Annotated in this window: 21 protein-coding genes; 16 read left to right on the top strand and 5 right to left on the bottom strand. The window is 44.5% G+C overall.

The genetic code is table 11. From position 1 onward, the window contains the following. Window positions 1–19: 19 nt before the first annotated feature. From cysN to motX, 5 genes are all read left to right on the top strand, one after another. Window positions 20–1,450, top strand: a complete 1,431-nt coding sequence (gene cysN, locus VTAP4600_RS12955; RefSeq protein ID WP_102523174.1) for a sulfate adenylyltransferase subunit CysN — start codon at window positions 20–22, stop codon at window positions 1,448–1,450. 74 nt (window positions 1,451–1,524) lie between these two features. Further along, window positions 1,525–3,252: an SLC13 family permease gene (locus VTAP4600_RS12950; protein ID WP_102523173.1), complete on the top strand. Its 1,728-nt coding sequence runs from the start codon at window positions 1,525–1,527 to the stop codon at window positions 3,250–3,252. Between the two features lie 32 nt (window positions 3,253–3,284). Then, window positions 3,285–3,902, top strand: coding sequence for an adenylyl-sulfate kinase (gene cysC / locus VTAP4600_RS12945; protein WP_102523172.1), 618 nt, complete (start codon window positions 3,285–3,287; stop codon window positions 3,900–3,902). 214 nt (window positions 3,903–4,116) lie between these two features. After that, on the top strand, window positions 4,117–5,433 hold the full coding sequence (locus VTAP4600_RS12940; protein ID WP_102523171.1) for an adenylosuccinate synthase: 1,317 nt from the start codon (window positions 4,117–4,119) through the stop codon (window positions 5,431–5,433). Window positions 5,434–5,612: 179 nt separating this feature from the next. Next, a complete protein-coding gene (gene motX / locus VTAP4600_RS12935) occupies window positions 5,613–6,251 on the top strand; it encodes a flagellar protein MotX (protein ID WP_102523170.1) in 639 nt (212 codons plus the stop codon). A 131-nt stretch (window positions 6,252–6,382) separates the two neighbouring features. On the opposite strand, the gene hmpA is transcribed toward motX, so the two are convergent. Next, a complete protein-coding gene (gene hmpA / locus VTAP4600_RS12930) occupies window positions 6,383–7,552 on the bottom strand; it encodes an NO-inducible flavohemoprotein (RefSeq protein ID WP_102523169.1) in 1,170 nt (389 codons plus the stop codon). Window positions 7,553–7,663: 111 nt separating this feature from the next. Here hmpA and nsrR point away from each other — a divergent pair, with 111 nt between their 5' ends. From nsrR to rplI, 7 genes are all read left to right on the top strand, one after another. Next, on the top strand, window positions 7,664–8,092 hold the full coding sequence (gene nsrR / locus VTAP4600_RS12925) for a nitric oxide-sensing transcriptional repressor NsrR (RefSeq protein WP_102523168.1): 429 nt from the start codon (window positions 7,664–7,666) through the stop codon (window positions 8,090–8,092). 82 nt (window positions 8,093–8,174) lie between these two features. Further along, complete coding sequence (gene rnr, locus VTAP4600_RS12920; RefSeq protein WP_102523167.1) at window positions 8,175–10,670, top strand: ribonuclease R; 2,496 nt, start codon at window positions 8,175–8,177, stop codon at window positions 10,668–10,670. Continuing rightward, window positions 10,663–11,409: a 23S rRNA (guanosine(2251)-2'-O)-methyltransferase RlmB gene (gene rlmB, locus VTAP4600_RS12915; RefSeq protein ID WP_102523166.1), complete on the top strand. Its 747-nt coding sequence runs from the start codon at window positions 10,663–10,665 to the stop codon at window positions 11,407–11,409. Before rnr ends, rlmB begins: the two co-directional genes overlap by 8 nt. A gap of 809 nt (window positions 11,410–12,218) precedes the next feature. After that, entirely contained in the window at window positions 12,219–13,502 is a 1,284-nt protein-coding gene (gene ltrA / locus VTAP4600_RS12910) for a group II intron reverse transcriptase/maturase (RefSeq protein ID WP_102523165.1), read from the top strand. Between the two features lie 380 nt (window positions 13,503–13,882). Next, window positions 13,883–14,281 carry a 30S ribosomal protein S6 gene (rpsF, locus tag VTAP4600_RS12905; RefSeq protein ID WP_102523164.1) on the top strand — a complete coding sequence of 133 codons (399 nt, stop codon included), beginning with the start codon at window positions 13,883–13,885 and terminating at the stop codon, window positions 14,279–14,281. A 115-nt stretch (window positions 14,282–14,396) separates the two neighbouring features. Further along, window positions 14,397–14,624, top strand: coding sequence for a 30S ribosomal protein S18 (gene rpsR / locus VTAP4600_RS12900; protein WP_102523163.1), 228 nt, complete (start codon window positions 14,397–14,399; stop codon window positions 14,622–14,624). Window positions 14,625–14,662: 38 nt separating this feature from the next. Beyond that, window positions 14,663–15,115: a 50S ribosomal protein L9 gene (rplI, locus tag VTAP4600_RS12895; protein ID WP_102523162.1), complete on the top strand. Its 453-nt coding sequence runs from the start codon at window positions 14,663–14,665 to the stop codon at window positions 15,113–15,115. Window positions 15,116–15,184: 69 nt separating this feature from the next. On the opposite strand, the gene VTAP4600_RS12890 is transcribed toward rplI, so the two are convergent. Next, a complete protein-coding gene (locus VTAP4600_RS12890; RefSeq protein WP_102523161.1) occupies window positions 15,185–15,946 on the bottom strand; it encodes a DUF481 domain-containing protein in 762 nt (253 codons plus the stop codon). Between the two features lie 161 nt (window positions 15,947–16,107). Here VTAP4600_RS12890 and VTAP4600_RS12885 point away from each other — a divergent pair, with 161 nt between their 5' ends. Genes VTAP4600_RS12885 through VTAP4600_RS12875 form a run of 3 tightly spaced genes read left to right on the top strand, consistent with a single transcriptional unit; the run spans window position 16,108 to window position 19,827 of the window. Then, window positions 16,108–17,502 (top strand): replicative DNA helicase, encoded by a 1,395-nt coding sequence (locus tag VTAP4600_RS12885; RefSeq protein ID WP_102523160.1) that lies wholly within the window; start codon window positions 16,108–16,110, stop codon window positions 17,500–17,502. 10 nt (window positions 17,503–17,512) lie between these two features. Beyond that, window positions 17,513–18,613, top strand: coding sequence for an alanine racemase (gene alr, locus VTAP4600_RS12880; RefSeq protein WP_197708668.1), 1,101 nt, complete (start codon window positions 17,513–17,515; stop codon window positions 18,611–18,613). 29 nt (window positions 18,614–18,642) lie between these two features. Continuing rightward, window positions 18,643–19,827: a BamA/TamA family outer membrane protein gene (locus VTAP4600_RS12875; RefSeq protein WP_231897805.1), complete on the top strand. Its 1,185-nt coding sequence runs from the start codon at window positions 18,643–18,645 to the stop codon at window positions 19,825–19,827. Window positions 19,828–19,902: 75 nt separating this feature from the next. On the opposite strand, the gene VTAP4600_RS12870 is transcribed toward VTAP4600_RS12875, so the two are convergent. Further along, window positions 19,903–20,322: a secondary thiamine-phosphate synthase enzyme YjbQ gene (locus tag VTAP4600_RS12870; RefSeq protein WP_102523158.1), complete on the bottom strand. Its 420-nt coding sequence runs from the start codon at window positions 20,320–20,322 to the stop codon at window positions 19,903–19,905. Between the two features lie 298 nt (window positions 20,323–20,620). Between VTAP4600_RS12870 and pgi the strand changes: the two genes are divergently transcribed. Further along, window positions 20,621–22,273 carry a glucose-6-phosphate isomerase gene (gene pgi, locus VTAP4600_RS12865; RefSeq protein ID WP_102523157.1) on the top strand — a complete coding sequence of 551 codons (1,653 nt, stop codon included), beginning with the start codon at window positions 20,621–20,623 and terminating at the stop codon, window positions 22,271–22,273. Between the two features lie 169 nt (window positions 22,274–22,442). Here pgi and VTAP4600_RS12860 read toward each other — a convergent pair whose 3' ends face one another. Together VTAP4600_RS12860 and zur are read right to left on the bottom strand one after the other, a co-directional pair. Further along, the gene (locus VTAP4600_RS12860) at window positions 22,443–22,904 is read right to left on the bottom strand and encodes a chemotaxis protein CheX (RefSeq protein WP_102523156.1); all 462 of its coding nucleotides are present in this window, start codon (window positions 22,902–22,904) and stop codon (window positions 22,443–22,445) included. 10 nt (window positions 22,905–22,914) lie between these two features. Continuing rightward, window positions 22,915–23,373 carry a zinc uptake transcriptional repressor Zur gene (gene zur / locus VTAP4600_RS12855; protein ID WP_102523155.1) on the bottom strand — a complete coding sequence of 153 codons (459 nt, stop codon included), beginning with the start codon at window positions 23,371–23,373 and terminating at the stop codon, window positions 22,915–22,917. Window positions 23,374–23,441 lie beyond the last annotated feature (68 nt).

Raw genomic sequence — 23,441 nt, 5'->3', positions numbered from 1 at the left:
CAAGCTAAGGAAAGAGAATATGAACAGTGCGGTTGAAGCGCAACTCGCGGAACTGGGGATCGAAGGATACCTTAGTCAACATCAACACAAATCTCTATTGAGGTTCTTAACTTGTGGTTCTGTCGATGACGGCAAAAGCACTTTGATCGGTCGGTTGCTGCATGATTCTAAACAGATCTATGAAGATCAGTTAGCAGCAGTGCATTCCGACAGCCAGCGTGTCGGTACTACGGGCGAACGTCCGGACCTCGCTTTATTGGTCGATGGCTTACAAGCTGAGCGAGAGCAGGGCATCACTATTGATGTGGCTTACCGCTATTTTTCGACCCAAACGCGTAAGTTCATTATTGCTGACACCCCAGGGCATGAGCAATACACTCGAAACATGGCGACAGGCGCTTCTACCTGTGATGTTGCAGTGATCTTAGTGGATGCACGAAAAGGCATTTTGGATCAAACGCGACGTCACTCGTTTATCTCAAGCCTCGTTGGGATCCGTCATTTCATTGTGGCCGTGAACAAAATGGATCTAGTGGATTACTCACAAGATCGTTACGAGCAGATTGAGCGTGAATATCAAGAGTTTTCAGAGAAATTAGAAGGCGATATTAATATTCAATTGCTGCCAATTTCGGCACTGGAAGGCGATAACGTTGTGGATCTAAGCTCGCGTACTAGCTGGTACAAAGGTTCTACGATGCTAGAGCTTCTAGAGAAAATTGATATTGACCAGTCAAAAGATGATGGAGAATTCCGTTTTCCTGTGCAATACGTGAATCGCCCTAACCTCGACTTCAGAGGCTTTGCTGGCACGGTTTCATCAGGTTCAATTTCTGTCGGTGATACGGTTCGAGCATTACCATCAGGCAAGACATCGAATGTAGCGCGCATTGTAACCTTTGATGGTGACTTAGATACAGCTCAAGCAGGTTTAGCCGTAACGCTCACGTTAACGGATGAAATCGATATTAGCCGTGGTGATTTACTGGTTCTAGAAAAGGCAAAAATTGCATCGACTAACCGTTTATTAGCGGATGTGGTTTGGATGACGGAAAAACCGCTAGAAGCAGGGCGAGCATACGACATTAAGGTGGCAGGTAAGAAAACCGTTGGTCAGGTGGAAAAAATTCATCACCAATACGATATCAACCAACTGTCGGAACATTCAGCGGATCAACTGCCATTGAACGGCATCGGTTTGTGTGAGTGGTCATTGAACGAAAATGTGGCATTGGATCGCTACGTTGATTGTGCTGATACCGGCGGGTTCATTGTGATCGATCGCCTAACGAACGTAACCGTTGGTGCTGGCATGATCCGTAAACGCTTGGATCTTGTTGAACAATCGCAAGGTGATTTTTCCGCCTTTGAGGTAGAACTGAATGCGCTAGTTCGTAAACACTTCCCTCACTGGGATGCGAAAGATCTCAGTCAGATCTTAAAGGGCTAATGTGATAATGGGGAGTGCATGCTCCCCATTGTTCTTAAGCTGTATGTTTCACTTCAAGTAACTAGGATATGCCAATGGAATGGGAACAAGGATTTGTATTAGCGGTTCTGCTTGCCATTATTGCGTGCCTAGTTGCGACCAAAATCAAACCGAGCTTTATCTTTGCTGGTGCGGCCTTCTGCGCATTTATGGCAGGGTTAAGCGATCTATCTAGCATTACGACTAATTTTACCAATTCCTCGTTGTTGACCTTGGTTTTACTGATACTTGCTTCCTGTGCATTGGAAAAGACTCAACTGATTAGTTGGGTAGGACAGCATGTATCTGGTGGTCGTTTAGGAACGGCAGTAGCAAAACTTGGCTTTTCTACCGCATTTCTTTCATCATTTACTAATAACACGGCGGTAGTCGTGTCGTTAATTGGGGCGATAAAACGCAACCAACAACACTCTCCTTCGCGCTTGTTATTGCCACTGAGCTACGCGGCGATTCTTGGTGGCACCCTAACCTTGATCGGCACTTCAACGAATTTGATCATCAACAGCTTTGTCGAAGATGCGGGTTTACCCAGTTTAGGTTTCTTCGCCCCAACGATGATCGGATTGGCTGTGTTGTTTGGTGGTATGTTGGTTTTGATCCCACTGAGTTATTTGTTACCTAACAACGACGATCATACTCAAAATGATTTGCCTTATTTTCTAGAAGCCAGAGTTGAACTAGGATCGCCTTTGGTTGGAAAAACCATCACGCAGAATAATTTACGTGCCTTAAGAAAACTGTTCCTGGCTGAAGTGATCCGTAATGGGCAAACCATGCCATCGGTGGATCCTGACTTTGTGCTCGACGCGGGTGATCGTCTTCTGTTTTGTGGTGATGTAGAAAGTGTCACGACGTTGCAAGAAATCAAAGGGCTAACACTATTTGGTCAGCACCACCTTAATGGCCAAAGTTTTGTTGAAGTGATTGTTAGCTCATCGGCGTCCATTCGTAATAAAACCTTAAAATCTAGCCAATTCCGAGATCGTTTTGATGCGGTAGTCGTGGCAATACGCCGCGGTCATGAACGATTAGAGGGGGGCTTGGGTAATATTCAGCTCACCGCTGGAGACACACTGGTGTTAGTACCCGGTAAGCGCTTTGAAAGCGAGAGGCAAGCCCATGCCCGAGAATTTGTCTTGGTGAATGACTTGGACTCCAGTGCAAAATTGGACAGAAATAAATCTCTATTGGTCATGTTGGGTTTTGTGTCTGTCATTGGTTTAGCGCTGGCTGAGGTTACCCCATTGATTAAAGGCCTTTCTGGTTACCTCTTATTGTTGCTCGCATTTGGCATCGTAAAAATTTCAGAACTCAGGCGCCGCTTCCCTATTGATATTGTTGTGATAGTCGGCAGTGCATTGACCATTGCCCAATTGATGATTTCCTCTGGTCTGTCGGTGAAAATGGGCGATATGTTCATTGAAGCTTTTAACGGTTGGGGAGTCTTTGGGGCGCTGGTGGCGACCTACTTATTAACCTTGGTCCTCACAGAGTTAGTTACGAATAATGCGGCAGCGGCTCTGTCGTTTCCTATTGGTTACAGTATGGCTATTGGCTACGGCGTCGATCCGATGCCTTTCATCATGGCGGTGCTGTTTGGAGCCAGTGCGAGTTTTATTTCTCCTTATGGTTATCAAACTAACTTATTGGTGTACAGCGTAGGCAATTATCACATTACGGACTATTTACGGGTCGGGTTACCAATATCACTGGTTTATTCCGTTTTGGTACTGACGCTGATCCCTTATTTTTTCCCTTATTGATCTGAAGATCAGTTGAACAAGGACGTTTATAAATGACAACGGCAAGCATAGTTAAAGATGAAAACGTAGTATGGCACCAGCATGCCGTTACCAAAGCATCACGAGCGAAACAAAAGCAGCAAAAACCGGCGGTATTATGGTTTACCGGCCTTTCAGGTGCGGGAAAATCAACAGTGGCAGGCGCTTTAGAAGTTAAATTGGCTGAATTGGGTTATCACACTTATCTGCTTGATGGCGATAATGTACGTCATGGGCTTTGTCGTGATCTTGGCTTCTCTTCGCAAGATCGTCGTGAAAATATCCGTCGTATCGGTGAACTTGCCAAATTAATGGCAGACGCAGGCTTGATTGTGTTATCGGCATTTATCTCTCCTCATCGTGCAGAAAGAGAGATGGTCAGAGAAATGTTACCTGAAGGCGAGTTTTTAGAAGTGTTTGTGAACGCCTCGCTGGAAGTTTGCGAGCAACGAGACCCTAAGGGGTTATATAAGAAGGCTAGGGCTGGCGAGATCAGTAATTTCACCGGGATCGACTCAGAATATGAAGCGCCGTTGGGTGCCGAACTGGATTTACCCGCAGGGGAGAAGAGCATCGATGAGCTGGTCGCACTGTGTTTGAGTGGCCTAAGTGCTCGTGGTATTATTGCGTAGTACTCTTTGATTATAGGGTCATTTCTCTCTGATTAACTGGCCCAATTTAGCTCAACTTATGGCGAGCAGATTACTTTCTAGTCACTTACGCTGTTTTTTATTCTTTACCTCTCAATTGTTTATCAAAGTGTTTTACTTTCACGGTTAAAAAATAACTGCAAGAGAATCGATTCGGTGCTAGAATCCTTTTTTAACTAGCAATCAGATTGGAAAGATGAGTAATAACGTAGTCGTTCTAGGCACCCAATGGGGTGACGAAGGTAAAGGTAAAATAGTAGACCTTTTAACTGAAGATGCAAAATACGTGGTTCGCTATCAAGGCGGTCACAATGCTGGCCACACTCTTGTCATTGATGGCGAAAAAACCGTTCTTCACTTAATTCCATCAGGTATTCTTCGCAATAACGTTAAATGCGTTATCGGTAATGGTGTTGTTCTGTCTCCAGATGCACTATTGAAAGAAATGAAACCTCTAGAAGAACGTGGCATCCCAGTTAGCGAGCGTCTTTTCATTTCTGAAGCATGTCCTCTAATTCTTCCTTACCATGTTGCAATTGATCAAGCGCGCGAAACCGCTCTTGGTAAAAAAGCAATTGGTACTACCGGTCGCGGTATCGGTCCTGCATATGAAGATAAAGTTGCTCGTCGCGGTCTTCGCGTTGGCGACCTTTTCGACAAAGAAGCATTTGCAGAGAAACTTAAGAAAGTAATGGAATTCCATAACTTCCAACTTGAGCATTTCTACAAAGTTGACACCGTAAGCTACGAAGAAGTACTAGAGCAAGCGATGAGCTATGCTGATCTACTGACTTCTATGGTTATTGATGTAACTGATGAACTTGACGCAGCACGTAAGCGTGGCGACAAGATCATGTTTGAAGGTGCTCAAGGTACGCTTCTAGACATCGACCACGGTACTTACCCTTACGTAACGTCTTCAAACACTACTGCTGGTGGCGTTGCTGCTGGTTCTGGTTTTGGTCCTCGTCACTTAGGTTACATTCTTGGTATTACCAAAGCTTACTGTACTCGCGTAGGTTCAGGTCCATTCCCAACTGAGCTATACGATGGTCTAGACAAGCAAGACCCAATCGGTAAGCACTTAGGTGATGTTGGTCAAGAGTTTGGCGCAACAACAGGCCGTTTACGCCGTACTGGTTGGTTTGATGCTGTCGCTATGCGTCGTGCTGTACAAATTAACTCTATCTCTGGTTTCTGCCTAACTAAGTTAGACGTACTAGATGGCCTAGAAGAACTAAAAATCTGTACTGGCTACAAGATGAAAGACGGTTCTGTTCTAGAAGTTTCGCCAATGGCTGCTGAGTCTTTTGAAGAAGCGACGCCAATCTACGAAACAATGCCAGGTTGGTCTGAGAATACGTTTGGTGCTACCTCTATTGATGCACTGCCTCAAGCTGCTCTTGATTACATCAAGCGCATCGAAGAGCTGACAGGCGTACCAATTGATATCGTTTCTACAGGTCCTGACCGTAACGAAACCATCATCAAGGTTCATCCATTTAATTCATAATGGTCTGATCTTTAAAGGTTATATAGAAGCCGACTCAATGAGTCGGCTTTTTTTTATGCCTTTTTCGGTTACTTTTTATTCGTCATCTGGCAAAATATTGCCAGATATCGGCAATAATTGTCTAAAGAGGTAGCAACATTTGCCGATAAAAAAGCACGGTATGAATAAAGAGTGCGACTATGAAACTACGAGCTGTTGCAGCTTCGTTGGTATTGGCACTGTGTTCCCGCGTTAGTTTGGTTCAAGCTGACGAGAGCATAGGTGGGCCAATTCCAGTCTATACGGAAGCTGAACTGATAAATTTAATCGAAGACAATAAACACCTCGAGCGTGTGCAGGCTGACGGCTGTCAGTTAGTAGAAGATATTGTGGCTAGGGCAACGCGGATTAGCTTGCCAGCTTACGAGTTTCTCTATGGTGATATGCTAGCGTGGGGAGTGTGTGTCGATCGTGATGTTGAGCTCGGGCTCTATTACATGGAGAACGCGGCTCATCAGGGCTTACCGGTTGCATTAGAACAGGTTGGTCGCTATTACTCGCGTGGAACCTTAGTGCAGCAAGATAAAGAGCGAGCGATTCCTTACTTAAGAGAAGCAGCTTCAATGGGAAATTTGGATGCGAGAATCCACTTAGCTGAATTGCTATTACGCGATTATGGCAGCCCATTAGACTACGAAGATGCGTACCGCTGGTTGTATAATTCCGTCACCCCAGATAAAAGGCGACACCGACGCATTACCATGCTCCGGCAGGGCTTAGAAATGCGCATGCCACAGAATATTATTGCCAGAGCCAAACGCCGTTCCGATTTCTGGTAATTAGGCTTATCTAGCCGCAAGTTCATAGCTGCAGTAAACATAGTCGTAATACAAGAAAGTCGAAAAATGCCCCGCTAATCTAATTAGTGGGGCATTTTTCATTCTTTAAACAGGTTTAAAGTACTTTGTGTTTAAAGTACTTTGTGAGGGCCAAAGCACTCATAGTGAATTTGTTCCGCTTTCACCCCTAAGTCGAGAAGTTGCTTCGCAATGGATTGCATGAAAACAACAGGGCCACACATGTAGAACTGAGTGGTTGTCCAGGTTATAGAACTCTCTATTTTCGAAAGATCCATTAGGCCGGAATGAACATTGGCTTCTTCTCCTTCGCGATACCACGTATGAGAAGTCACCAAAGCGTGTGTTTCTTCTAGCGATTGTAAGTGCTGTTTAAAGCCATGACGCTGTGCGTTGTCGGTGGCATGCAGCCAGTGGATGGGAGCTTGATGACTTGCTTTCACACTTTCTAACATCGACATCATTGGTGTAATCCCCACACCACCAGAAATAAGCGCAACTGGGGATGTTTCTTCACTGTTAAAGAAGAAGTCGCCACATGGTGGTGCAAGTTTGACAATATCACCGACCAAAAGATCATCGTGTAAGTATTTAGAAACGATACCTAACGATTCTTTTTTCACTGAAATACGGTAGCTTTTTCCGTTTGGTGCGTCTGAAAGACTGTATTGACGAATCTCTTGATTATCAAATTGCTCAGGAGACAAATAGATACCAAGGTATTGTCCGGGTTTGTAGCTAACCACGGCTTCGCCATCAACTGGTTCGAACGTGAAACTAGTGATCACGTCGCTTTCTACTATTTTCGAGACCAACTTGAACTCACGAGTGCCACGCCAGCCGCCTTGTTGGCTTTCGGTTTCTTGGTAGATGGCTTCTTCGCGATCTATAAATACTTGGGCAAGCAAACCATAAGCTTCTCCCCATGCATCCAATACAGGCTGTCCTGGTGAGAATAACTCATCGATAGTTGCTAATAAATGGCTCCCAACAATTTGATATTGCTCTGCGGTAATATTAAAACTGGTGTGCTTCTGGGCGATCTTTTCTACCACAGGGAGCAACACTTCAATATTGTCGATGTTGGCTGCATAGCCATGGATCGCATTAAATAATGCCTCTCTTTGGCTGCCTGAATCTTGGTGCGTTAGATTAAAAATATCCTTAAGTTCAGGGTGGTGAGCAAACATCCGATCATAGAAGTGTGCGGTTAATTTAGGGCCAGTTTCCGCAATTAGGGGGGCGGTAGACTTTACGATTTCTATTGTTGAACTGCTGAGCATTTGACTTCCTTATTGAAAGTTGTATTTATAATGTATGTTTTAAGTTGTATCTAAAATATATCTTTTGGTCAATGGAAGATTTACACTAAACCAGACAATAGAGGAAAAAATATGCAATTAACCAATTTTACCGATTATGGTATCCGAGCTTTGATTTACTTAGCTGCACTTCCCCAAGATGAATTAACAAGCATCCAGGTGGTGAGTGATACGTTTGGTGTGTCTAAAAATCACATGATTAAGATCATCAATAAGCTTGGGCAGCTAGGTTATGTAAAAACAGTGCGAGGAAAAAATGGTGGAATACGCTTAGGTATGCCTGCTGAATCGATCGTTATTGGTGAGGTTGTGCGTGATATTGAGCCATTGCAGGTGGTGAATTGTTCGCCTGACTTTTGTCATATTACACCGGCTTGTCGCCTTAAATTACATTTAGATAATGCTAAGCGAGCTTTTCTTGCTGAACTGAATAAATGCACTTTGGCGGATATGATTAAAGATAATACCGAACTTGTACCGTTACTTTTTAAGAATAACTGATCTACTTGCCTGCTTGTCCTGTCGATAACTGCCAGATTTAGTTATACTAAGCGACATATCCTTTCCTTAGCAGGCCTTGCTTATGTCCGATAACACCCATAACGATCCGCATGCCGATCGTGAATCCAAGAAATATGAAAATCCAGTACCAAGTCGTGAGTACATTACCGAGTTTTTGACTCAACAAAATGTGCCAATGAATCGTAATGACTTGTTTGAAGTACTGGGTTTATCTGGTGAAGAGCAATACGAAGGACTAAGACGTCGCCTTCGCGCGATGGAGCGGGACGGTCAACTCGTATTTACTCGTCGTCAATGTTACGCACTGCCAGAAAAGCTCGAACTCATTAAAGGGTATGTTATTGGCCATAAAGATGGTCATGGCTGGGTTCGCCCTGAAGGCAGTGTTGGTAAAGACAACGACATCTTGCTACCTCATCACCAAATGCGTTCAATTATTCATGGCGATTTCGTTCTTGTTCAAGCGACAGGAAAGGATAAACGAGGTCGTAAAGAAGGGCGTTTAGTTCGAGTATTAGAAGCCCGAAATAGCCAAATTGTCGGCCGATTCTTCTTAGAATACGATCACTCTTTTGTGGTCGCTGATGATTCCCGAATTTGTCATGACATCATGATCCCTAATGAGCATAAGGGTGGTGCTCGTATGGGGAATGTCGTTGTAATTGAAATTACCGATAGAGGCACTCGCTCGCGAGGCATGATGGGTAAAGTGGTTGAAGTGCTGGGCGAAAACATGGCGCCGGGCATGGAAACACAAATAGCCATTCGTACACACCAGATTCCTAATGTGTGGCCTATTGAAGTCGACAAACAAATTGTCGATCTTAAAGAAGAAGTCCCTGAGGAAGCAAAGAAAGGGCGTGTAGACTTACGCGACCTGCCTCTTGTTACTATTGATGGTGAAGATGCTCGTGACTTTGATGATGCTGTATTCTGTGAAGCGAAAAAAAGCGGTGGCTGGCGTTTATGGGTCGCGATTGCTGATGTGAGCTATTACGTTCGCCCAGATAGCGCGCTAGACAAAGAAGCCATCAACCGAGGTAACTCTGTTTATTTCCCTTCTCAAGTCGTGCCTATGCTGCCGGAAGTTCTGTCTAATGGACTGTGTTCATTGAACCCTCAAGTTGATCGCTTGTGTATGGTTTGTGAGATGACAATTTCATCAACAGGTAAGCTATCGGGTTACAAGCATTACGAAGCCGTAATGAATTCTCATGCGCGCCTGACTTACAACAAAGTCGGCGATATCCTAGATGGTAACGAAGAACTCCGTGAGCGTTATAAGCCCGTTGTTGGCCATTTAGAAGAGTTGCATAAAATGTACAAAGTGCTTAAGAGTGCCCGTGATGATCGTGGTGCTATTGAGTTTGAAACTGTAGAAGCGAAATTCATCTTTAACGCGGATCGAAAAATTGACCGCATTGAGGCTGTGATCCGTAATGATGCACACAAAATCATTGAAGAATGTATGATTTTGGCCAACATCGCGTCAGCGTCTTTGGTGGAAAAAGCGAAAGAAGCGGCGTTGTTTCGAGTACACGAATCCCCTGGAGAAGAAAGGCTAGTGGGCTTCCGTGACTTCTTGAGCGAGTTAGGTTTAGATCTCTCTGGTGGGCTTTCTCCGACGCCAACCGATTATGCAGAGCTGATCAAAAAGATTGGTGAGCGCCAGGACAAAGAGCTGATTCAAACCATGCTATTGCGCTCGATGAAGCAAGCGGTATATAACGCAGATAATGCAGGCCACTTTGGCTTAGCATTGAAGCGCTACGCGCACTTTACGTCGCCAATTCGTCGTTACCCAGATTTACTGCTTCATCGTGCAATCAAATATTTGATTGCTAAAGATGCGGGCACAAATACCGATCGTTGGACCCCAACAGGGGGGTATCATTATTCGTTTGATGATATGGATGTATTTGGTGAGCAGTGTTCAATGACCGAACGTCGAGCGGATGATGCGACACGTGAAGTATCTGATTGGCTCAAATGTGAATACATGCAAGATCATGTCGGTGAAGTGCTAGATGGTGTGATTGCCAATGTGACCGGCTTTGGTTTCTTTGTAAGATTAACTGAGCTGCACATTGACGGTTTAGTCCACATTTCATCTTTGGCGAACGATTACTATCAATTTGACCCTATTGGTCAAAGACTTATCGGTGAAAGTTTCGGTAACATCTATCGCTTAGGCGATGCGGTGAAAGTGAAAGTGTTGGCTGTGAACCTAGAGACTCGCCAAATTGACTTTGAATTAGAAGAAACAAGCCGTAAGCTACGCGGCAAAGGTAAGACGGCTAAGAAACGTGCTGCAGAAGCCGATAAAAAGGCCGCCAGCACTAAAAAAGCGACGGTCAAATCTCGTAAGCCAGGTGCAAAAGCGAAAGCCATGGTCGAGCCGACCAAGCGCCCCGATGGCTCAATGGATACCAGCGGTAAGCCAAAAAAGAAAAAAAGAAAGTCTCCAGCGGCAAAAGCACGCAGAAAAGAAGCTCGTGCTAAAAAAGCCCAATCAAGTGCAAGCAATAATGGTCCGAAAGGAATAGAAAATGAGTAACGAATTTCTTTATGGCATTCATGCCGTAAAAGCCGTGTTGGAGAACGATCCAGCACGTTTTATTGAAGCTTATGTATTAAAAGGGCGTCAAGATGATCGTCTTTTGCCTTTGTTAAACGAGCTGCAGCAATGTGGTGTCTCTATTCAGCAAATGGGCCGTAAGGTTCTAGATGATAAAGCCAGTGGTGCTAACCACCAAGGCATCATTGCTCGCGTTAAGGCAGCTAAGCAGCTCACAGAACAAGATCTTGGTGATATTTTAGCAAAGCATGAGTCTCCACTTCTATTGGTGTTAGACGGTGTTACAGACCCGCATAACCTAGGTGCTTGTTTACGTAATGCTGATGCGGCTGGTGTTGCTGCGGTTATTGTACCTAAAGACAAATCAGCTCCGATGACGCCGACGGTCAGTAAAGTAGCTTGTGGTGCTGCAGAAACGGTGCCACTCGTTCGTGTAACCAACTTGGCCCGAACGATGCGTGCGTTGCAAGAAAAGCACGTGTGGTTTGTTGGCACTGCCGGTGAAGCGACGCACGATATTTATCAAGCAAACTTGTCAGGTGGAGCGTTGGCGATTGTGATGGGCGCTGAGGGAGACGGCATGCGTCGGCTGACTCGTGAAACTTGCGACGACTTAATAAAGATTCCAATGGCAGGTAGCGTATCAAGCTTGAACGTTTCTGTTGCTTCGGGCATTTGCTTGTTTGAAGCGGTTAGGCAGAGAAGTTTGAAAGGCTAAGGGCTCAAGACGAAGTACTAAAAGCTAAAAGCGAAGTAGAGAGGCGCTCATCGGTTGATGGGCGTTTTTTTGTTTGCCCAGCGAAGCTGGCAAACCCATTAGGCTGAAAGAAGCCTAAATCACCCTGATTGAGGGGAAGATAATCCGAATCGCAAGGGCGTTGCTGGCCAACGGCAGGGTTTGAAGGAAGCGATAGGAAGTTAACAGTACACAACGAAAGTGAACCTGATTCGGCAATTTAGGTGGGTAAGCGTGCAAAATAGCGTGAAGCCCGATACTCAATCAGACCTAGATTGTGCTTGAGGGTGGCATTGTTAACAGGGAGCCAGTGCAGTAACTGGGGAAGCCTGACACCACATCCGAGCAAACGTCGGAAGCATAAACTCAAGGCGAGAGCCAAGATCTATGTTGGTGCGAGGTGGCAGATGAATCCGTAGTAGTGAGTAAAGCTCGGCCGGTGAAGCCCAGTAATGGTGTGGAGGATAAAACTGAGCTGACCATCAGTAACACGTCTGATGGGACAACATTTTGCCAAAAGCAATCTGGTGTTGCGAAGGGATGAAGTACATTTTAAGTCTGTGATGAGCAGATGTTTTTTTTTCAGTGGTATACAAGTTGATTAGCTATCGAGGTATTCCGTCTCGGTCTTTGTGAAAGTAAAGCACTGAAGCGAGAAACCGTACAAGGGAGTAACTCTGACTCACTCTAGTAAATTGCCATTGAGCTAGAAGGCTAGAGAGTGGAGTGAAATACACCAACACTGTGAGAGAGCATTTGTCCCCACACGGCACACAATCTAAAGGAAAAAGTTGAGAGTTTACTACAGTTTATATGGTCACTTGCTCCACAAAGAGCGACTCTATAAAGGATTTAAAAAAGTGTGGGAAGCGAAAGGCGCGGCCGGAATAGATAGGCAGAGCCTAAGCGACTACGCCCAAAATCTGAGTGATAACCTAGATCAACTTCTTCTGGAACTCAAAACCAAGCGATACACCCCTCAACCCGTCAGACGGGTAGAAATACCGAAAGATGATGGTGGGGTGCGATTACTTGGGATCCCAACAGTACGGGATAGAGTTGTCCAACAAGCTCTAAATGATCTATTAACCCCAATCTTCGAAGAGCAGTTTCACCCATCCAGCTTTGGGTATAGACCGAATCGAAGTTGTCACGATGCTATAAACAAAGCGACGATGTTCATCCGTCGATACGGAATGCAACACGTCGTAGATATGGACTTATCGAAGTGCTTCGATAAGCTCGATCATGAGCTTATTCTAAAAAGCATTAAGAAACGAGTCACAGACAGTAGCGTACTGGAGCTCATCAAACAGTTCCTGAAAAGTGGCGTAATGGTTGATGGAGAGTGGCAGCATACCGAGATAGGTAGTCCGCAAGGTGGAGTAATAAGCCCACTGATAGCGAACATCTATCTGGATGCGTTTGATCAAGAGATGCGAAAGCGAGGACATCGAATAGTCCGTTATGCCGACGACATACTGATCTTCTGTCGCAGCCGTAAAGGTGCAGAAAATGCGCAAGTACAGGCAACGAAGGTCCTGGAAAAACAGCTCAAGTTAACGGTGAACGAAACCAAATCACACATAGCGCACAGCGGCGAAGGTGTGAAATTCCTTGGAATAGAAATCGGTAGCCATTATAGCCGTATTCAGCCAAAGAAAATGTCGACGTTCAAAGGAAAGTTGAAGCGAGTGACAAGACGCAATGGCGGTAAGCCATTGTTAGAAGTCATTAAACAACTGAATCCACTTCTGAGAGGGTTCAGCCAGTACTTTCGAATAGCGAATGCCAACAGGGAGTTTAAGAAACTGGCCGCGTGGTTAAGGCGAAGACTTCGCAGCGTCCAATTACGATTATGGAAAAAACCGACCCGACTCCACCGCAGGCTAAGACAGCTAGGTTACGAAGGGTCATTCAGGTATATCTGTATGGATAGTTGGAGAAATGCTGCGAGTCCATTAGCCAGTTACTCGATGCCAAATCAATGGTTTAACGACCTTGGATTAGTGAATCTTGAACACGTTAGGACAGGATATGTGTTCAGCCATTATGCTGAATGGAAATGTGCATGAGCCGTATACGAGGTCCGTACGTACGGTTCTGTGAGAGGGATGAGGCGGAGACGCCTCACCCTACTCGATGTAGAGAAGCATATGGAATTCGCTATGCTCATTAGAATACGAAAAGCGAGAGACGATAAGAGCGGCAGGGCTTTGGCTTTTATAGTTTCTCGTTTCTAGAAGCGCTGCGCCAACGTCTTTGCACTTTTAATAAGTACAGCAAACTCTGCGATTAAAAATTGATTCATTCTTCACCAAATATTACTTGCCAATCTCATGTTGTTTCTATAATATTTGCCGTCCTTAAAACCTGGTCATTTTTCTTTAGTTCCTTGCTTCCTCTGGACGACCGGGCCACTCGTGGAAGCTAATAATCCGTAAGGAGCAACCAAATGCGTCATTACGAAATCGTATTCATGGTTCACCCTGATCAAAGCGAGCAAGTTGCTGGCATGATCGAGCGTTACACTGGTTCTATCACTGAAGCTGGCGGTACTATCCACCGTCTAGAAGACTGGGGCCGCCGTCAAATGGCTTACCCAATCAACAAACTTCACAAAGCTCACTACGTTCTTATGAACGTTGAAGCTGGCCAAGAAGTTATTGATGAGCTAGAAACTGCTTTCCGTTTCAACGATGCAGTTCTACGTAACATGATCATGCGCACTAAAGGCGCTGTGACTGAACAATCTATTATGCTTAAGCAAAAAGAAGAGCGTGCAGAGCGTGCTCCTCGTCGTGAAGAGCGTACAGAGCGTACAGAATCTAAGCCAGAAGCGGCTGCTGAGTAATTCTTTTTTGGCTTTTGCCAATTAAAAAACTCAACTCGTTTAGGTGCTTCACACAAACCTACTTAGGTAAGTTTATGTGAATATCATTATTAAATTTAAGATCAGGAGATAGCCCATGGCTCGTTTCTTCCGTCGTCGTAAATTCTGCCGTTTCACTGCAGAAGGCGTAACAGAGATTGACTACAAAGACGTAGCAACTCTTAAAAACTACATCACTGAAGCTGGTAAAATTGTACCTAGCCGTATCACTGGTACAAGCGCTAAGTATCAGCGTCAACTAGCTCGCGCTATCAAGCGTTCTCGCTACCTAGCACTTCTACCATACACTGACAAGCATCAGTAATTGGTCGCAGTTTAATAAAGTTTAAGAGGACTTAGATAATGCAAGTTATTTTACTTGATAAAATCGGTAACCTTGGTGGCCTTGGCGACCAAGTGAACGTTAAATCTGGTTACGCTCGTAACTACCTTATCCCACAGGGTAAAGTAGTAATGGCAACTAAAGCTAACGTTGAAATGTTTGAAGCTCGTCGTGCTGAACTTGAAGCTAAAGTTGCTGAGCAACTGACTGCTGCACAAGCTCGTGCTGACCAAGTTAGCGCTCTTGAAGCAGTTGTTATTGCTTCTAAAGCTGGCGACGAAGGTAAACTATTTGGTTCTATCGGTACTCGTGACATCTCTGACGCTATTACAGCGGCAGGTGTTGCAGTAGCTAAGAGCGAAGTACGCCTACCTGAAGGCGCTCTACGTAACATCGGTGATTTCGAAGTAAGCATCCAACTTCACTCTGAAGTATTTGCTACTGCGAAACTACAGATTGTTGCTGCTGAGTAATTCAGTATCAAGCAATTCAAAAAGCCGACCTAGTGTCGGCTTTTTTTATATCTAAAATTGGGTGAAAGGCTAGAACGCGTAAAGCAAATTGACTGAAACAACGCTATCAGATTGACTGAGCTCTGGGTTCGGAACTAAGTCATGGTATTGAAGTGAATAGTTGATCTTCAGTGAGAGTTGGTCAGTAATATTGTTGGTTGCGCTGAGTTCAGTATCCCAGCGAGTGTTTGATTTCCCCCCCACCATCGACACATCTCCTGCAAGAACTAAATTGGGCAGCACCTGCCAAGACGCACTTAGGTTACTACGAATGATCACCTCATCTACGATAGTTGGGAAAATCAAATCGTCGTCATCGAGTTCATCTAAGTTTGGTTTTTGATGTCGATAACCTGGACCCATTTCCAGTTCCAATGTGAAAGCGTCAGTGTGTGTGAATTGATAACCAACACCACCTGAAAACGTGTAGTCACGAAAATAGGCACTGTATTTAGAGTCGATACCATTAAAGTTGGCATACAAATAGGTTTTGGGGCCTAACTTGTAGTCACTTTGTACCTGATAGCTCGATTGATGTTTGTCTTCTTCACCATCTTTATCGAGTTTGTAATACTTCCATTGACCAGAGTGACGATGGCGGCCAGATGTGTAGGTGCCTTCCAATCGACCATTGATCGACTGCGTGTCTGAGTTTCCGGTATGTGATTGATAACCGAACTCAATTTCAGTTTTAAGAGGTGAAGGTGTTTGGGTTTCCGTATTCAATGTATCTCCAGCTTGCAATCCGGTACTCGCTAATATGCTTAGCGCGAGCAGTGAATACTTGGACACTCAAACCTCTCTGAATCTCATAATCTAATATCGAAGTGTAGTTATAACTAATGTTGCCTGCGTCAGGGAAGTGTTAATTTGGATTTTTCGATTCCAATGGATTACAAAATCAATATCTTCGCTATAATAAGCGGTCATTATTTAGTTTTTTGAGTGCCCTAATGTCCGAACAGCGCAGTACAAAACCAGTAGATAACCAAGTCGATGCGATTAAGGTTCCGCCCCATTCTTTGGAGGCAGAGCAATCGGTTATTGGTGGACTATTATTGGATAATGAGCGCTGGGACTCGGTGTCTGAGAAAGTGCTGGCGAAAGACTTCTATAGTCGCCCTCATCGCATTATCTTTGAAGCCGCCCGTACGTTACTTGAAGACAACCATCCACTCGATTTAATCACCTTATCTGAGTTCCTAGAGTTGCGAGAGCAGCTTGATGATGTCGGTGGTTTTGCTTATCTCGCGGATCTCGCTAAAAATACCCCAAGTGCCGCTAACATTAACGCCTATGCCGATATTGTTGCAGAGCGAGCGCTGGTTCGTAGTTTAATTGGCGTCGCAAATGAAATTGCCGATGCGGGTTATGATCCTCAAGGCCGTACATCCGAAGACTTATTGGATCTCGCTGAAAGCAAGGTGTTTGCAATTGCGGAAGATCGCACCAGCGAAAATGAAGGGCCTCAGAACGTTGATAGCATTCTAGAGAAAACACTAGAGCGAATCGAAATACTGTATAAAACGCCTCAAGATGGTGTAACCGGTGTGACGACTGGTTTTAATGATTTGAACAAAAAGACCGCCGGCCTTCAAGGCTCGGATTTGATCATTGTTGCGGCTCGTCCTTCTATGGGTAAAACCACATTTGCGATGAACTTGTGTGAAAACGCCGCCATGTCTCAAGATAAACCTGTGCTCATATTTTCATTAGAGATGCCAGCAGAGCAGCTCATGATGCGTATGTTGGCGTCGTTATCGCGAGTAGACCAAACTAAGATCCGTACTGGTCAACTTGATGATGAAGACTGGGCCCGAATTTCTGCCACCATGGGTGTTCTCATGGAAAAGAAAAACATGTACATCGATGACAGCTCTGGTTTAACACCAACAGAATTACGTTCTCGAGCGCGACGTGTCGCTCGCGATGCTGGTGGCATAAGCATGATCATGGTCGATTACCTGCAATTAATGCGCGTGCCTGGCTTGCAAGACAACCGTACGTTGGAGATTTCAGAAATCTCACGTTCTTTAAAAGCACTGGCGAAAGAGTTAAACGTACCGGTTGTGGCACTGTCTCAGCTTAACCGTTCCCTAGAGCAACGAGCAGATAAACGCCCGATTAACTCTGACTTACGTGAATCAGGAGCTATCGAGCAAGATGCCGATTTGATCATGTTTATCTATCGTGATGAGGTTTATAACCCAGACAGTGCGCTAAAGGGCATCGCTGAAATCATCTTAGGTAAGCAACGTAATGGTCCGATTGGTTCGGTGCGCTTGACCTTCCAAGGTCAGTTTTCTCGCTTTGATAATTATGCAGGACCTGCATTTGACGACGAATAAAGGCATCAGCATGAGTTACATGAAAGCGGCTTGCGCGACCATTAATTTGGACGCGCTAAAACATAATCTAGGCCAAGTTCGCCTACAAGCGCCTAACAGTAAAGTGATGGCGGTGGTAAAAGCGAACGGCTACGGACATGGTTTAAAACATGTGGCTAAAGCTGCAATCGGAGCCGATGCTTTTGGTGTTGCACGCATCGAAGAAGCCTTGCAGCTGAGAGCGGCAGGTATTGTGAAACCCATTCTATTGCTAGAGGGGTTCTACTCTTCGGGTGACTTGCCTATTCTGGTTACTAATAACATTCAAACAGCAGTACATTGCGAAGAACAGTTGGTAGCGCTTGAACAGGCGGAACTTGAAACTCCGGTAACCGTTTGGGTGAAGATCGACAGTGGCATGCACCGGTTAGGCGTTAGGCCTGAAGAGTATTCAAATTTCGTCGAACGCCTAAAGCTGTGTCAAAATGTGGCTAAACCACTTAAGTACATTAGCCATTTTGGTAGTGCGGATGAAATTGAAAATCCCATTACTCCACATCAAATTAAATTGTTTTCTGAATTAACTAATGGCTGCAAAGGTGAGCGTTCACTTGCGGCTTCTTCTGGTTTACTCGCTTGGCCTGACAGTCAATTTGAGTGGGTGAGGCCAGGTATCATTATGTATGGTGTTTCTCCATTTTCAGAAAAGAGTGCTCGCGAGTTAGGCTATCAGCCAGTGATGACATTGACCTCTCACCTTATTGCCGTTCGAAACGTTAAGAAAGGTGAAAGTGTTGGCTATGGCGGAGTATGGACGAGCGAGCGAGACACCAAAGTGGGCGTCATCGCGATAGGTTATGGTGATGGTTATCCTCGTACGGCACCAAATGGCACACCCGTATTAGTTAATGGACGCAAAGTGCCGATATCAGGCCGAGTGTCGATGGATATGCTAACGGTCGACTTAGGCCCAGAAGCCCAAGACAATGTTGGTGATGAAGTGACGCTTTGGGGAGAGGCATTACCGGCAGAAGAGGTGGCCAAGCACATCGGAACCATCGCTTATGAGTTAGTGACTAAATTAACGTCACGAGTAGAAATGACTTATAGCGAAGAGAGTCGATGCAAGTAAAGCAATTTTTAAAAATGGGGGTACTCTGTATGAGTGCCTTTTTTACATCTGTAGGCGTGAACGCTCGAGATGATTGGACGTTATGGATTCCAGAAACAGCGGCGGTGCCATTTGCCTTCTCAACCCAGACTTTAGGTCTAACGGTTGGTGCTGCCGGTATCATTAAAGGCATAGGTCAGCCTAATACAGGATTGGTTCTTTCAGGCTTGGTGTCGGATAAAGGAAGTAGCATCACTTTCCTTAGTTACAATAACCTACAAGTCGGTAACTCTTGGTTACTGGGTTTTGATACCTATAACGGTAAATACGCTGGATACGATTACTTTATTGGTAACTTAGGTGGTAATGATTCTTCGTTTGATGACAAGATAAAAACGGATGGTGAAGAAGCTCGCTATAACTTCACGATGCGCTATATCTTACCCTGGGGCTCTGCTTCTGATGATCGAGCTCTTGCTGCAATGAATCCAAACCGTTCAATTGAAGGCTCAACTCCAGCCAGCAGCGGCATTACTACTCTAAAGATTCAACCTTTTTACCATCGTCGTACTCTGGATGCTCCTGAAGCTGATCATATACCAGAATCGACGGCTGGCATTCGTATTGGATTGGACTGGGATAACCGCAACGATGTACGAAACCCTACATTAGGGTCTCGATTTCAAGTGGACTTAACCCATTCACCGTCAACCAGTGATGGTACTACGTGGAGTACTATTGAGCTGGAACACAGCAATTACTTTGACCTAGGTGAATGGCAAGGTGTATTTCAAGAACAAGTAGTGGCACTTGATATGTACCTAGCGGATACGCCAACCTGGAACGATTGTGATAATGGGCTTTGCCAGCGTCCTCCAGAATATGCAGGCGTTACCCTTGGTGGTTTGTATCGACTACGTGGTTATTCAGGTGAACGCTTCCATGGTCGTTCAGCGGTGCATTATAGTGCTGAATATCGGGTATTACCGGAGTGGCAACCGTTGGGTTCACTGCCCGTCTTTAATTGGTACGATGTGCCCTGGTGGCAGTGGGTCGCCTTTGTTGATGTAGGCCGAGTGGCTGATGAATTTAATATAAAAACCCTGCACACCGACCTAAAATGGAATGTTGGGGCTGGTGTGCGTTTTCAAGTCGAGGGCATTGTTGTTCGCACTGAAATGGCCGTCGGCGGAGAAGAGGGATTGTTCAGCGTTATGGTTAACCAGCCGTTTTAAGTACTAAAAGCTAAGTACAAAAGGCTAGGTGAGATAAAAGAGCATAGTGAGAGCTAAGCTCTTTATTGGTTGGGGTTATTCGCCTTGAATAGTGGCTATGATACTTCTTGGCCCACCATGATCTCGATGCTCTCCTAAGTAAATACCTTGCCATGTACCTAAAGCTAATCGACCTTGTCTGATTGGAATTGTCACACTGTTTCCGAGTATTGATGCTTTTATATGAGCTGGCATATCATCGTCGCCTTCATATGTGTGTTTATAGTAGGGGGCTCGCTCTGGAACGAACTGATTAAAGTGTTTCTCTAAATCATGACGAACCGTAGGATCTGCATTTTCATTGATCGTAAGGCTGGCTGAAGTATGCTGGATAAAAAGGTGTAATATACCTACTGAATATTGCTTTATTTGTGGTAATTGTTGTTCAATTTCATCAGATATGAGATGAAAGCCGCGCTTTCGGCTTGTGAACGTAAGTTTGTCTTGATGCCACATTAGCTATGCTCATTGTTATTAGATTTATGAAGTATAATAGAACAATTGCGTATTGCTGATCACTACCTGATGGAATTGCATTATCGTGATGTATCTCAATGTCAGTGAAAAAGCATTACGCCATAATTTGAAAACTGAAATATTATTACATTATTCGCGCTCGGGGGACTTGCTTAGCAAGGAGTGGAGAATTCTAATTAATTTGTTATTTAACAAAATTATTGCTTAACCGGAAATTTCGTTAGCTTCTATAGATACGGAACAGAATCAAACCAAAGGATCATTGGGATAAATCATCATGTTAAAAAATATTAATCCAACGCAAACACAAGCTTGGAAAGCGTTAACGGCACATTTTGAATCTGCACAAGATATGGATCTAAAAACACTGTTTGCGGAAGATGCACAGCGTTTTACAGAGTTCTCAGCTCAATTCGGCTCTGATATTTTAGTCGATTACTCTAAGAACTTGATCAACAAAGAAACCATGGAGCACTTGTTTGCATTAGCGAACGAGACAGAATTAAAGTCAGCGATTGACGCTATGTTCTCTGGTGAAGCAATCAATAAAACTGAAGGCCGTGCGGTACTTCATACTGCACTGCGTAATCGCAGTAATACACCCGTTGTTGTTGATGGCAAAGATGTGATGCCTGCAGTTAACGCTGTGCTTGAAAAAATGAAAGCATTCACCGATCGTGTCGTTGGCGGTGAGTGGAAAGGCTACACAGGCAAAGCCATTACTGATGTTGTGAATATCGGTATCGGTGGTTCAGATCTTGGCCCCTACATGGTGACTGAAGCGCTAGCACCTTATACGAATCACTTGAACCTTCACTTTGTGTCTAACGTCGATGGTACACACATTGTTGAAACATTGAAAAAAGTGAACCCAGAAACAACGTTGTTTTTAGTGGCGTCTAAAACGTTCACGACTCAAGAAACAATGACCAATGCGCACTCAGCACGTGATTGGTTTCTTGAAGCTGCGGGTGATGATGCTCACGTGGCAAAACACTTTGCGGCACTTTCGACCAATGCTAAATCTGTATCGGAATTTGGTATTGATACTGACAACATGTTCGAATTCTGGGACTGGGTTGGCGGTCGTTACTCTTTGTGTTCAGCGATTGGTTTGTCTATCGCACTTGCTGTGGGCTTTGAAAACTTCATTGAGTTGTTAGAAGGTACACACGAAATGGACACCCATTTCGCGACGGCTTCTTTTGAAAACAACCTACCGGTTATCCTTGCGGTCATTGGTATCTGGTATAACAACTTCCATGGCGCTGAATCTGAAGCTATTTTGCCATACGATCAATACATGCATCGTTTTGCTGCGTATTTCCAGCAAGGCAACATGGAATCAAATGGTAAGTGTGTCGATCGTAACGGCGATCAAGTGGACTACCAAACTGGCCCAATCATTTGGGGTGAACCAGGAACAAATGGTCAACATGCCTTTTATCAGCTCATTCACCAAGGAACCAAGCTGATCCCTTGTGATTTTATCGCTCCAGCACTAAGTCATAACCCTGCTGGCGATCATCATCAAAAATTGATGTCTAATTTCTTTGCTCAAACAGAAGCATTGGCGTTTGGTAAGAGTAAAGAGCAAGTTGAAGCTGAGTTTGCTGCTGCGGGAAAAAGCGCTGAAGAAGTTGCAGATCTTGTTTCATTCAAAGTATTCGAAGGCAACCGCCCGACAAACTCAATCTTAGTTAAGCAGATCACTCCGCGTACTTTGGGTAACTTGCTAGCAATGTACGAACATAAGATTTTTGTTCAAGGCATCATCTGGAATGTATTTAGCTTTGATCAGTGGGGCGTAGAACTCGGTAAGCAGCTAGCAAACCAGATTTTACCTGAACTTGCTGACGGCGAAGCGGTATCTTCCCATGACAGCTCGACCAACGGCCTAATTAACGCATTCAAAGCGTTTAAAGCATAGTCACCGTTAACCAGTGATAACCAAGGTCAGCAGAGATGCTGGCCTTTTTGTCATTTTTCGGTTTTTTCTGTACTCTCAGGACACAGCTCGTTTCTGAATTTTGTCTTTGTCCCATAAAAAAAGGCCACTGCCGAAGCACCAACCTTTCTTCATTTACCAGAAATAGCTTTTACTCAAAGCAAATCTCGATAAATGCGTTACCCCATTCAGATGTGAATGGCATGATGATGATAGCGCCTTCACATTTGTGACGAATGGTGTGGCCTTTACCTGATACAACAATCGGTGTTGCCATGTCAAAGTCGAAACCACTTTCGGACAGGATGCGTTTCGCACCACCAGTAACCATGTTAGTGATCTCACCAACCATATCGGTTACTTCTTCATTAAGGCCGTTAGGACGTTCACCTAACATATTCTGCATGATCTCAAGCGCCAAAGATTCGTCAAAAGTAATCGACATTGAACCTCGGGATTGATCACCAACCATACCGATTAAGCCTGAAACATCACCGCGAGCGATTTCATCTTTCTTCACTCGAGGTTTCTGTGGTTTAAGCTCCAGAGAAGCCATGGTTTTTAGGACATTCATTAAAGAAGCTAAAAACGGGTTTACAAATTCAGCGCGCATAACGTTCTATCTATTTATCCGTTGTAGTAGAGAAGCAAGTTTTACACGTTCCATGTGTTTCAATGACGTGGTTGCTTAAATGAAAGCCTTGCTTTTCAATGTTTTTCGCAAGTAGAGCAATCAAGTTTTCATCTTGAAGCTCGATAACGTCACCGCATTGGTCACATATCATTAGATGCGAAAAGTGCTTATTAACACCACAGGAACAGCACGAAATAAAACTATTCGTAGATTCTACTCGATGAATAAAACCTTGTTCCAATAAGAAATCTAACGCCCGATAAACCGTAGGAGGTTTAGCTTGCGGCTCACTTACCTTTAATTGGTCTAGCAGTTCATAAGCAGTGGAGGCGCATTTACTTTCACAAATGAGTTCGAAAACTCGCTTTCTTTGTGTTGTAAGTCTAACTCCACGGCTCTGACAAATGCCTTCCACTTGTTCAACTAACGACTGCTTCAAATTGCTCACCTTTTGGTGCACATTACTAATAATATACCATTAATTGCGCCAGTTAGGCACAATTGGTAATTTTTTTC

Source organism: Vibrio tapetis subsp. tapetis (assembly GCF_900233005.1).
GTDB lineage: Bacteria > Pseudomonadota > Gammaproteobacteria > Enterobacterales > Vibrionaceae > Vibrio > Vibrio tapetis.
The sequence above is the reverse complement of the archived record's forward strand: the minus strand, read 5'-3'. Positions and strand labels throughout refer to the sequence as shown.